Source organism: Saliterribacillus persicus, assembly GCF_003337485.1.
In the GTDB taxonomy this organism is placed as follows: domain Bacteria; phylum Bacillota; class Bacilli; order Bacillales; family Amphibacillaceae; genus Saliterribacillus; species Saliterribacillus persicus.
On the sequence record NZ_QPJJ01000001.1, the window covers coordinates 483012 to 493384 of the forward strand.

At 36.7% G+C, this 10373-nt stretch carries 9 protein-coding genes and 2 other annotated features; all 9 genes read right to left on the reverse strand.

Going from position 1 to position 10373, the window contains the following annotated elements:
• Nucleotides 1-58: 58 nt before the first annotated feature.
• Nucleotides 59-835 (reverse strand): tryptophan synthase subunit alpha, encoded by a 777-nt coding sequence (trpA, locus tag DFR57_RS02085; protein ID WP_114351471.1) that lies wholly within the window; start codon nucleotides 833-835, stop codon nucleotides 59-61.
• Nucleotides 828-2033, reverse strand: coding sequence for a tryptophan synthase subunit beta (gene trpB / locus DFR57_RS02090; protein ID WP_114351472.1), 1206 nt, complete (start codon nucleotides 2031-2033; stop codon nucleotides 828-830). The genes trpA and trpB overlap by 8 nt, the downstream gene beginning before the upstream one ends.
• A 4-nt stretch (nucleotides 2034-2037) precedes the next feature.
• Nucleotides 2038-2649, reverse strand: a complete 612-nt coding sequence (locus tag DFR57_RS18415; protein WP_245937356.1) for a phosphoribosylanthranilate isomerase — start codon at nucleotides 2647-2649, stop codon at nucleotides 2038-2040.
• Between the two features lie 12 nt (nucleotides 2650-2661).
• On the reverse strand, nucleotides 2662-3435 hold the full coding sequence (trpC, locus tag DFR57_RS18420) for an indole-3-glycerol phosphate synthase TrpC (RefSeq protein WP_245937357.1): 774 nt from the start codon (nucleotides 3433-3435) through the stop codon (nucleotides 2662-2664).
• 1 nt (nucleotide 3436) lies between these two features.
• Entirely contained in the window at nucleotides 3437-4459 is a 1023-nt protein-coding gene (trpD, locus tag DFR57_RS02100) for an anthranilate phosphoribosyltransferase (RefSeq protein WP_114351473.1), read from the reverse strand.
• A complete protein-coding gene (locus DFR57_RS02105; protein WP_114351474.1) occupies nucleotides 4456-5043 on the reverse strand; it encodes an anthranilate synthase component II in 588 nt (195 codons plus the stop codon). Before DFR57_RS02105 ends, trpD begins: the two co-directional genes overlap by 4 nt.
• Complete coding sequence (gene trpE, locus DFR57_RS02110; protein ID WP_114351475.1) at nucleotides 5027-6418, reverse strand: anthranilate synthase component I; 1392 nt, start codon at nucleotides 6416-6418, stop codon at nucleotides 5027-5029. The genes DFR57_RS02105 and trpE overlap by 17 nt, the downstream gene beginning before the upstream one ends.
• An 88-nt stretch (nucleotides 6419-6506) precedes the next feature.
• Nucleotides 6507-6721: a binding site (T-box leader), on the reverse strand.
• 38 nt (nucleotides 6722-6759) lie between these two features.
• Nucleotides 6760-7010, reverse strand: a binding site (T-box leader).
• 83 nt (nucleotides 7011-7093) lie between these two features.
• Nucleotides 7094-7642, reverse strand: a complete 549-nt coding sequence (locus tag DFR57_RS02115) for a 3-dehydroquinate synthase II domain-containing protein (protein ID WP_114351476.1) — start codon at nucleotides 7640-7642, stop codon at nucleotides 7094-7096.
• Between the two features lie 273 nt (nucleotides 7643-7915).
• Nucleotides 7916-10207 (reverse strand): helix-turn-helix domain-containing protein, encoded by a 2292-nt coding sequence (locus DFR57_RS02120; RefSeq protein WP_114351477.1) that lies wholly within the window; start codon nucleotides 10205-10207, stop codon nucleotides 7916-7918.
• Between the last annotated feature and the right edge of the window lie 166 nt (nucleotides 10208-10373).

The window sequence follows — 10373 nt, forward strand, 5'->3', positions numbered from 1 at the left end:
GATCAAGCCCTAATGCTTGATCTCTTTTTATAAGAAATTATTATTATGACATTCTTCTCTAAGCCTTTGCAGAAGCAATCAAGGTACGAATTTCTTCTGTCTCACCTTTATGCAGTAAGTCTACAATTCTACTCCCAACGACCACACCATCACAATGCTGGGTCAATGATTTAACATGTTCAGGTGTGGAAACTCCAAAACCTGCTAAAACTGGTACATCACAATTTTTTTGTAATGATTCCAAATGTGCACCTAAATCATCCTTAAATGTCGCTCTTGCACCAGTTGTTCCTGTAACCGTCACCGCATATAGGAAGCCTTCTGTTCGTTTTGCGATTTCCGTTAATCTTTCCTTGGTACTTGTTAACGCCGCTAAACGGATCAAAGCAATTTCATATTGCTTCAAGTACGGGGAAACTAACTCCTCTTCCTCAAGGGGAACATCCGGAATGATCAGTCCATCTACTCCAGCTTCAGCACAATCTTTTGCAAATCTTTCTACACCATAATTAAAGATTGGATTAATATATGTCATAAACACGATCGGAATATTGCGACTAGCTTTCGTCTTTTTCAACAATTCTAGTACACCGGTTAGTGTGACTCCATCTTTTAATGCACGAATACCAGCTTCCTGAATTGTTGGTCCATCAGCAACCGGATCTGAAAAAGCGATCCCTAATTCCACAACAGTTGCACCACTTTCTTCTAATAGTGCAAGCTGTTCTTCTAATTTATCTAAACCGCCATCCCCTGCCATAATATATGGTACAAATGCTTTATCCCCACGGTCGAGCACTTGTTTAAAGGCCTGATCTAACTTCTGTTTACCCATTCGCTTCACCTCCAAGTGCTTCTCTTACCGTTTCAACGTCTTTATCTCCTCTTCCTGATAAACAAATGACCATCGTTTCGTCTTTTGTCATCTCTTCTGCAAGTTTTAATGCATAAGCAATCGCATGAGAGCTTTCAAGTGCAGGGATAATTCCCTCTGCTTTAGACAACAGCTGTAATCCTTCAAGCGCTTCTTCATCTGTAATGGATACATATTTCACACGATCAATTTCCTTTAAGTGACTATGCTCAGGTCCAACACCAGGATAGTCAAGTCCCGCAGAAATCGAATGTGCTTCTTGTATTTGGCCATGCGCATCTTGTAATAAGTAAGTCATGGTGCCATGCAGGATTCCTTTTTCACCGTAAGATAAAGTAGCAGAATGCTTTTTGGTTTCCACGCCTTCTCCTGCCGCTTCTACTCCATATAGTTTTACTGACTCCTCTGGAACAAAGCTGTAGAACATGCCCATCGCATTGCTACCGCCACCAACACAGGCAACCACTGCATCTGGTAATTGATTTTCTTTTTCTAAAAACTGTTCCTTAGTTTCTGTTCCGATCATACTCTGAAAATCGCGAACAATTTGCGGGAATGGGTGAGGCCCAACAACAGAGCCTATAATATAATGGGTGTCTTCTACATTACTGACCCAATAGCGCAATGCTTCGTTTACAGCATCCTTCAGGGTCCCGCTTCCTTGATCAACACTTTCCACACGCGCTCCTAATAACTCCATTCGAAAAACATTTAATTTTTGTCTGCGAACGTCTTCTTTTCCCATGAAAATCACACATTCAAGCCCTAATAAAGCACAAACGGTTGCGGTAGCTACTCCGTGCTGACCTGCACCAGTTTCTGCTACTACTTTTTTCTTCCCCATTCGGACGGTTAACAGTGCTTGGCCAAGAGCATTATTAATCTTGTGTGCACCTGTATGATTCAAATCTTCTCTTTTCAAGTAAATCTTCGGTCCATTTAGCTTTTTGGATAAACGCTCTGCATAATACAGTGGTGTTTTTCTTCCTACATAATCCTTTAAATAATAATTGAATTCATCGATAAAAGCTGGGTCCTTTATCGCCTCTTGGTATGCTTTTTCAAGTTCAATAACTGCTGGCATTAGAGTTTCCGGTACAAATCTGCCACCAAAAGAACCATAATGTCCATCTTCGTTAGGTTGTATATACGCTCCCATTTTATCACCCTTCTATTTGCTTTGCTTTTTGTATGAATATGTTTATTTTTGCTAGATCTTTTTCTCCGTTTGTCTCTACACCGCTTGAAACATCGATTCCAGCTGGATTTACTTCACGAATGGCTTCTTGTACATTATCTGCATGCAATCCACCAGCAAGAATGATTTTTCCATCAAAGAAAGAAATATCTTTTGCCAAACTCCAATCAAACTTTTCTCCGTTACCACCACGATATTTGCCTGCAGGACTATCAAGTAAATAATAAGCGCATTGATAATTTTGTATGGCTAAAAGATCATCTTTTTCTTTCACATGAAACGCTTTAATCACAGGCTTTCTGAAGCTGTTACAAAATTCAGGAGATTCATCACCGTGTAGCTGAATGTAATCTAAACCTACAGTTTGAACGATCTCCTCAATCACTTCCTGAGATTCATTTACAAATACACCAACTTTTTTAACAGACGCAGGAATTACTTTCGCAATTTCAGCTGCTTGCTCTTTTGTTACTTCACGCTTACTCCTTGCAAAGACAAAGCCGATAAAATCAGCGCCGCTTCTAACTGCTTCTTGTGCTGCCTCTTTTGTTGTAATTCCACAAATTTTCACCTTCATGTTGATCTACTCCTATAAATTGATACGTAAATCATCAAATGTTTCTTTTAAATTGGCTGACCGCATCATCGTTTCTCCAACTAAAATGCCTCTTGCTCCTACATCTCTAACACGTTCTACATCTGCTCTTGTTTTTATGCCGCTTTCGCTAATAAGAAGTATCTTCTTTGTATCTACCATTTTAGCTAGCCTTTCTGTTGTAGCAAGATCGACTTCAAATGTTTTTAAATTACGATTGTTTACGCCAATGATGCTAGCACCAATTTCTATTGCCACTTCCATCTCTTCTTCATTATGAACCTCAAAAAGTATTTCAAGCTCTAATTTTTTAGCGTAATCAAATAATTGTTTGAGTCTTTCCTTTGGCAAGGCTGCAGCTATTAAAAGAATAACATTCGCTCCATAGTCCTTCGCTCGGTCCAATTGAATTTCATCGATAATAAAATCCTTATTGAGAACCGGGATGTTAACTACCTCTCTAACAGCAGCAAGGTCCTCCATGGTTCCTTTGAAAAAAGGCTGATCAGTTAAAACGGAAATAGTTCCAGCGCCACATGCTTCATATTCTTTCCCCTGAACGGCTGGTTCAACCTTATCATTGATCAACCCTTTTGACGGGGAGGCGCGTTTCATTTCAGCAATGATACTCATTCTTTTTGCATGCATAAACGTATCATAAAGAGAAACATCCACCTGCCTAACAGCCCTATCCTGTCGTGTATAAGTCTCCTTTAACTTTTCTACTTCTAGTTCTTTTTCTTTTAAAATATCGTCTAAAATTGTCATGCTACACCTCTTGCTTTATTTGATTGCTGTATGCAATTAAATTTTGTAATTTTTCTAATGCTGCACCTGAATCGATACTTTCCTTAGCAAGCTTGACACCTTCTTGCACGGTTTCCGCTTTTCCATTTGCGAATATACCTAAACCTGCATTTAACACGACTGTATCTCTGTGAGCACCCTTATCTCCTTTTAAAACCTGATATAAAATAGCTGCATTATCCTTTGCATCGCCGCCTCGGATTGCTTCATTATCATATACGGGAAGGTTTACTTCCTCAGGCTTTAAAGTGAATTGCATTAATTCCCCGCGTTCTAATAATACCAGATGATTTTCCCCGGCTAAAGAAGCTTCATCCATAAATCCGGCTCCATTTACCATTAACGCTCTTTTTCTCCCTAATTGATGGGCAACGCTCGCCATTTTCTCAAGCATATCTCTGCGATAGATCCCCATTAGTTGTGAGGTTAACTCTACTGGATTTGTTAGTGGACCAATCATATTGAAAATAGTTGGTATACCTAAATCCTTTCGCACCTGCATTACCCGTTTCATCGCAGGATGCACATTGGGTGCGAACAAAAACGCAATGCCGTTATCTTTTAAAATTTCATGCGTTTGTTCTGGTGTTAATGATAATGATACGCCTAAGTGCTCTAATACATCTGCACTTCCTGTTTTACTGGAAATACTGCGATTCCCGTGCTTTGCTACTGTGATCCCTGCACCTGCAATAACAAAGGAGGAAGTCGTGCTTATGTTAAAGCTTTGAGATCCATCACCGCCAGTACCACAGTTATCCATCACTCCAGTGAGTGCTGTTGGCAGTGTTAGTGATTTTTCCCTGATCACTTGCACAAGACCAGCAATTTCTTCTGCTGTTTCACCCTTTGATTTTAAAGCAACTAAAAAGGAACCAATTTCTGTATCACTTGTTTCCTCTTTAAACATTTCTCGAGAAGCCTCAATCATTTCATCTAGACTAAGAGACTGTCCACTGATCACTTGATTTAAGTAATTTTTCATTGTTTTATCTCCCTTCTAACTGCTTCAAAGAAATTTTGTAACAATTTTTTACCCTTTTTTGTTCCGATCGATTCAGGATGGAACTGCAGTCCGTATACAGGTAAATACGAATGTTTGACCGCCATAATTGCTCCATCATCCATCGCAGTCGCTGTTACGAGTAACTCTTTTGCCGTATGGTTGGTTGGAATCATTAAAGAATGATATCGCATTACCTCTAATGGCTGCTCCAGGTAATTAAAAATTTCGTCATTACTATGTTTGATCATCGAGGTTTTCCCGTGTTTAATTTGATTTGCATGGACAATTTCAGCTCCGAATGCCGCACCGATTGCTTGATGCCCTAAACAAATGCCAAGAATTGGGTAGGTCGTTGCTAACTCTTTTACTACATCAATACAGATCCCCGCTTCTTCTGGTGTTCCAGGCCCAGGTGACAAAATAATAGCTTCCGGATTTTTAAGTTTTATTTCTTCGATCGTAATCCGATCATTCCGGATAACCTCAACCTCTTTTCCTAGTTCTGAAATATATTGAAAAAGGTTATAGGTGAAAGAATCGTAATTATCAATTAGTAGAATCATGATTACTTACCTCCAATAAAGATTTGGCTTTATTTAGGGTTTCCTCATACTCAGATACCGGATCAGAGTCATAAACAACACCTGCACCCGCTTGCACATAAGCATTGGATCCTTTAATAACCATTGTCCGAATCGCTAGTGCTAAATCAAGATCACCATTCATATTGATGTAGCCAACAGCACCGGCGTATACCCCTCGTTTTTTATCCTCTAGTTCATTTATTATTTGCATTGCTCTAATTTTAGGTGCGCCAGACACGGTTCCTGCAGGTAATGCTGAAATCAGTGCATCAAGCCCTGAGTACCTGCTCGTTAGCATACCGTGCACCTCAGAAACGATGTGCATGACGTGCTGATAACGCTCAATAGTCATGTACTTTGGTATCGAAATAGAACCGATTTCACTTACTCTTCCTAAATCATTTCTACTAAGGTCAACAAGCATCTTATGCTCCGCCAGCTCTTTCTCATCTGCTAACAAGTCACTTGCAAATTTTTGATCCTCTGCTTGCGTTTTTCCACGTGGTCTTGTTCCTGCAATTGGGTTTGTGACGACGTGTTTACCAGTTGTTTTAATCAAGCTTTCTGGCGATGCCCCTAGTACAATATAGTCATCAAAATCAATAAAATACATATATGGTGATGGATTTGAAACTCTTAATTTCCGGTAAAAAGTAAATGGATCGGCGTCGAAGCTTGCCTTCATTCGTTGTGATAACACTACTTGAAAAATATCCCCATCGATTATATGCTGTTTTGCAACCTCCACCATGCGGATATAATCCTCTTTTTCAATCGATGTTTTAAAGCTCACCTTTAAAGGTGAATTTGGCATGGACACTTCAGGAGTCCAAATCTGTTCTTGCATTACTGTTAGGTTTTTCTCTAGCATTTCTTCATTTCTAGAACCATCCAGATTAATTGTCATAATCGTAATTGTTTGTTGCAAATGGTCAAATACGATAACATCCTGATAAAACATCATATGCACGTCAGGCATCTCTATTTCATCGTCTAAATCGGGGCCGATAAATTCATATTGACGAATGACGTCGTACCCAATATAACCGATTGCTCCACCGTAAAAGACATATGGAAGTGGTAATTTTTTATTTGGAATATGATCTTTTAAAACCTCTAATGGTTTCTCCTCGTATTTTGTTTCCGTTTGATTAGTGTGATCAATAACTTTGGTTTCTCCATCTTCTCCGATTAATTCTTTGTAAGGATTTACACCAATAAAAGAAAATCTACCTTTATCCCCGTGGCCTGTTGAACTTTCTAATAAAAACTTTTTCTTTCCTTCCACTCGGTTAAACACTGCAATTGGCGTTATTGTATCACCATTTAATGTTGTACTTTTATATTGAACCATGCTCCCACTCCTTTTTTATCGTTGCTCTTATTTTCCAACATTTTCCTTATCGTTGCATAAAAAAACCTATCAATCGAATGCTACGATTGATAGGGACGGTTTTTACCGCGGTGCCACCACTATTTGAAGAGAAAACTTCCCTTCCACTTTATGATCGTTTAACGCTGATCACGCGTTACACCATACTCATTTCTGGTATAAACTCAAAAGTCCATTCCTTTTAGCGTGAATACTGGCTTCCACCGTCTACCAGCTCTCTGTGATTCATACAATAAAAGTACTACTCTTTTTCATCGATTTAGTTTATTTAATTTTTTCCAAACAAAAAGGGCTCCACATCCGAAAAGGACGAGGAAACCCGTGGTACCACCTTCATTAACTGCAATATTGCAGTTCACTTAGCACGTCAAATGATAAAGATTTAACGTGGCCCATTTATAACGAGTGGGTATCTCGCCAAAGCCTACTGGTGTAAACACGTTCGGTTTGGGGCTCAGAAGTCCATTCACTTACTCTTCGCGCTAGTTTTCACCAACCACTAGCTCTCTAATAGCGAAATGTATAAGCTACTTCTCTTCATCAATGCCAACGCAACTATTTGGTTGTTACTATCATAGTATCTCAGCTTAAATTTGTCAACGGGTTTGTTTTAAATTTTCTAAAAATTCATACAATCTACCATTCATTGATTTCTTCTTCTATCTTTTCTCCTAAATGTCTGCCTGGTTCATCCACTGCTACCATTATTTTGTCACCAGCTACTAAAGAAATTGCTGGGACCTCTTTAGCATTTGCACCTAATAAATGGACACTATCCGCTTCTTGTATGGTACTTGATATTTCAATGTTACCAACCCTGCTAACCACTCGTAAAAAGGGCCGCTTCTCCATTTTGACTCTACCTACCGTTACTTGTCTTGATGTTTGATTCTGATGAAAAAGGGATAGCTTCATGCCCGGTTTCACTTCCCCAAGGTACGTGGTTTTTTCTCCATCTATAGAAACATAATGATGTAGTGCTCCACTATTTACACGAAACACTCGAGCTGGATAGGTTTCTGTTGATCGATTCTCCGATAAAACGAGCATATAACCATAGCCAGTATTACCTACTAGCAAACCTTCTAGTGGATCTAATTCATCGATAAAATCGATACAAACACGAGCACCCTCGCCCACCTTTTCTACGCTAATAATTTCCGCTTCCTCAAGCTGTATCGTCATGGTTTTTCCTCCAACATAAATTACTTAAAATTTCCACATTTTTTATCTAGTCTTTTTCACTTTTATGATATACAATAAAATTCGGAAATACAAATGGGAGGAATAACACATGCGTAAATTATTAGTTGTTTTATTTCTTCTATTAATTACAAGCTTCAGCGTGATGGGCTATGCGAGTGCGAATGACAATGCACCAACAGAAACAATCGAAATGGAGCAATAAACTAATAGAAGAATTCAAAATCAAGAGAGCTAGTAAATGCTAGCTCTCTTTTAATTTATGCGATGTTCACTTCTGAATTTGCCCGGCGTTGTACCTTCTTGCTTTCTAAAAGACCGGATAAAGTTTTGTGAATTGTTATATCTTAATTTTTGAGCAATATCTTTTACTGATATGTCGGAGTGAACAAGAAGTTCTTTCGCTTTTTTTAACCTATATTGACTAAGATATTCACTAAAAGATACATTCTTTTCTCTTCTAAAGACACTACTTAGATAACTGGCATTATAAAATAAACGTTCTGCAATTAATTCTAATGAAATATCTTTATCATATTCCTTTTGTACGATATGAACCATCTCATCAGATAAATTATAATAATGTTCATTTGATCTTTCATTTAATTTTTCTAAAACCGGATAAATAATATTCGTTCGAAACCAGCTAATAATATCTGTTTTGGTTTTAAACTTAGCTAGTTGACTAAATAAGGAATATCGATCATTAATTTGTAATACGTCTATAGCAAGCATTTCAATTAACTCCATTAAGTTATTTAAAAAACGCATCATGGATATTTCATACTGAATATAATTTAAATCCTCATTAAATAGAGCGTCTATAATTTCTTCCGTTTTTTTATCTACATTCTCTTTATCACCTAACTTTATTGCTTCAAAAAGTTCATTTTCTATTTGTTTTGGGTAAGTCGTATAAAAAGTATATTTACTTTCAATGTTAGAGAAGAATATAATCGATTCTTCTCCGAAGTTTAGTGAATGTTTGAGTGCTTGTTCACTTTCAACAAAGGCTTGATGTGCTTTTCTTAAATCCAAAAATGAATTACTAATTCCAAAACTTACTGGAATGCCTAACACTTGTCTAATGGTAGTTTGAAGCATTTCCGTTAATATTAATACATGTTTTTTCCACGTTTCTTGGTCAGCTTCCTTTCGTTTTAATAGAGTCACTTGCTTATCTTCTAATACGATCGGCGCAAATCGAATGTCTTCTGATATAATTTCTTCTATCATCGTATTTATAGCAAATAATAAGACATCGTCATCGCCATGTATAAATTTGGTATTATCAACCGAATCAATTTGAATTGATAATACTGTATAATTTATTGCCTCTTCTTCATCTCCATTTACAACATACGCAATATCTTTTTCTGCGATCTTACCTTGCATTAGTTTCGTTGTTAAAAATTGATTCAAATGATCTTTTTGAACAGATAGTTTGTTTTCAAGCGATTCATTTTGCTCAACCATTCTATTGATCTGACTTTGCATGATCAGAAATTCATCATTGGATGCTCCTGAGATTTTTTCTGTTTTTAAAGCTTGAGTTAAAGTTTTTGATAATTGAGAAATGGGTTGGTATAACCTTTTTGATCCTATAATGGAAATTAATACTAGTCCAAATACAATAATGCTAGAAATTCCTAAGGTAAGCCAACCAATCGCATGTGAAGGGGCATTTAAAACATTTAATTTTACAATATTTATATAATTCCAGCCATTATAATTAGATTTTCTGTAGGTTACATGATAAACTTCCTCATCTATATCGATTTCAAATTGACCTTTCTGTTGATGTCTTTCCTTCAATTCTTCAATAAACTTATTTTTTTCGATATTTTTTCCTATTTGATCTTCTTCGCTATCTGCGATAACTTGATATTCTTTATTTGCAATAATCGTTCTTTCTCCATCTATCTTTTCCCCTAAATGATTATTTAGGTTACATAAAGGAATACTTGCAATCGCCATACCTTGCTCACTTATCCCAGCTAAAGGCAAATGTTTCACTAAATTCAGATAATATTTACAAGTTGAGTGATTATCTTCATTTTTAAAAAAGAAATTAGAGTCTTCTATTTTCCAACTCGAACGATATATAGCTTGATATTCTTCTATTAATTTTTCTTTTTCGGCCTCAGATATTCTTTTAAGTCCATCATTTCTAATCATCCATTGATGCGTTAAATTCACAAAATATATGTCTTCTACACCTGTTTCAAATCGCTGAATATAATTTAATTCTTTCTTTGTTTGTCGATAAAGAGGAAATTGATTCGGCCTCATCGGTTCATCTAGTAAACGATTCACCAATGGTGTCATAACAAAATTCGTTAAGGAATGATCAACTGTTTTTATTCCTTGTTCTACCGATAATTGAATTTGATAAATAATTTGTTCTTTTTCTTTAGCATTACTACTTTCTAAACTATTAGACGATATTAAATAAGAAAACACCCCTAAAAAAATAACTGGTACAATCCCTAATATGAGCATAAAGGTCACAAGCTTAATGTAAAATTTATTAGATTTATTTAACAACCTCTACACCCCATCTTTCTTACTTGTATATGTTTCTGAGTTAAAAATGCACTAGTAAACTTATATAGAGAAAAGAGGCTGGGACAAAACTCAGTATAAAAAATGAAAAATCGCACCATTCCAAATAATTGGAAGGTGCGATTTTTTTATTGGTTCAGCTATTTTA

Excerpts from the sequence above, each read along its gene's own strand:
- trpA (WP_114351471.1), bottom strand. The coding sequence starts at position 835 with ATGGGTAAACAGAAGTTAGATCAGGCCTTTAAACAAGTGCTCGACCGT.
- trpB (WP_114351472.1), bottom strand. The coding sequence starts at position 2,033 with ATGGGAGCGTATATACAACCTAACGAAGATGGACATTATGGTTCTTTT.
- DFR57_RS18415 (WP_245937356.1), bottom strand. The coding sequence starts at position 2,649 with ATGAAGGTGAAAATTTGTGGAATTACAACAAAAGAGGCAGCACAAGAA.
- trpC (WP_245937357.1), bottom strand. The coding sequence starts at position 3,435 with ATGACAATTTTAGACGATATTTTAAAAGAAAAAGAACTAGAAGTAGAA.
- trpD (WP_114351473.1), bottom strand. The coding sequence starts at position 4,459 with ATGAAAAATTACTTAAATCAAGTGATCAGTGGACAGTCTCTTAGTCTA.
- DFR57_RS02105 (WP_114351474.1), bottom strand. The coding sequence starts at position 5,043 with ATGATTCTACTAATTGATAATTACGATTCTTTCACCTATAACCTTTTT.
- trpE (WP_114351475.1), bottom strand. The coding sequence starts at position 6,418 with ATGGTTCAATATAAAAGTACAACATTAAATGGTGATACAATAACGCCA.
- DFR57_RS02115 (WP_114351476.1), bottom strand. The coding sequence starts at position 7,642 with ATGACGATACAGCTTGAGGAAGCGGAAATTATTAGCGTAGAAAAGGTG.